A 1538-nucleotide genomic window follows, 5' to 3' on the forward strand; every position below is an offset into this window, starting at 1 on the left:
GGTCCCGCCCAGGTCGTTTCCCCCCACCGACCGGGGGTACCCCCCGCCCCTGACGCACGAGATGCCGTCCCCGGGTCGCCGCGCGACAATCGGGACGACGAGTGGGAGGAGTGGCCGTGGGCGTACGCACCTGGATCGACTCCTGGCCGGTCTACCGCCAGCTCACCGGGACGGATCCGCTGGGCCGGGGTGCCGCCGCGAAGAGCGGGGCCAGTGAACGGCTCACGCCCCGGGTGGCCTCGGCCGACCGGGTGGTGAAGTCCGTCTGCCCGTACTGCGCGGTGGGCTGCGGCCAGAACGTGTACGTCCAGGACGAGAAGGTCACTCAGATCGAGGGCGACCCCGACTCCCCCGTCTCCCGCGGCCGGCTGTGCCCCAAGGGCTCGGCGAGCCTCCAGCTGACGACCGGCGGCGCCCGCGAGCACCAGGTGCTCTACCGGCGCCCGCACGGAACCGGTTGGGAGCGCCTCGACCTCGACACCGCGATGGACATGATCGCCGACCGGGTGATCGCGGCCCGCCGGGCGGGCTGGGAGTGGGAGGTCGACCAGACCCGCACCCGGCGCACCATGGGCATCGCGAGCCTCGGCGGGGCCACGCTGGACAACGAGGAGAACTACCTCATCAAGAAGTTGTTCACGGCGCTCGGCGCGATCCAGATCGAGAACCAGGCGCGCGTTTGACACTCCTCCACCGTTCCCGGTCTGGGAACCTCGTTCGGACGCGGCGGCGCGACCACCTTCCAGCAGGACCTCCAGAACGCGGACTGCATCGTCATCGAGGGCTCGAACATGGCCGAGTGCCATCCGGTCGGGTTCCAGTGGGTGATGGAGGCCAAGGCGCGGGGCGCGAAGGTGATCCATGTCGACCCGCGGTTCACCCGCACCAGCGCGCTCGCCGATCTGCATGTGCCGCTGCGCGCGGGCTCGGACATCGCCTTCCTCGGCGCGATCGTCAACTACGTGCTGGAGAAGGAGAAGTACTTCCGCGACTACGTCGTGGCGTACACCAACGCGCCGACGATCCTGCGCGAGGACTTCTGTGACACCGAGGACCTGTCGGGCGTCTTCTCCGGCCTGAACAGCGAGACCCGCTCCTACGACAACGCCAGCTGGCAGTACGAGGGTACGGAGACGCAGGCGGCCTCCGGCGAACGCGACCAGGAGTACGACGAGCGCACCGGGGGCGGCAGTTCGGTGACCGAGGCGGCGCGCGGCGAGGCGCACGGCGCGGGCGGCGCGGTGATCGGCGAGGGCAAGCCGGAGCGGGACGAGACCCTGACGCATCCGCGCTGTGTCTTCCAGGTGCTCAAGCGGCACTTCGCCCGCTACACACCGGAGATGGTGGAGCAGGTGTGCGGGGTGCCGCGGGAGCTGTTCTCGCAGGTGTGCGAGCTGGTCACGGAGAACTCCGGGCGGGAGCGTACGACGGCCTTCGCCTACGCGGTGGGCTGGACCCAGCACACGGTGGGCGTGCAGTACATCCGCACCGCCTGCATCCTCCAGCTGCTCCTCGGCAACATCGGCCGCCCGGGCGGC

Annotated in this window: 1 protein-coding gene; it reads left to right on the forward strand. The window is 70.5% G+C overall.

All coding sequences use genetic code 11. The features are described 5' to 3' along the window. Window positions 1-116: 116 nt before the first annotated feature. Window positions 117-1538, forward strand: a 1422-nt coding sequence (locus tag CCN72_RS41175; RefSeq protein WP_244174663.1) for a molybdopterin-dependent oxidoreductase, incomplete at its 3' end; no start/stop codon positions are given.

Origin of the sequence: Streptomyces murinus (assembly GCF_002154555.1) — a bacterium.
GTDB lineage: Bacteria > Actinomycetota > Actinomycetes > Streptomycetales > Streptomycetaceae > Streptomyces > Streptomyces murinus.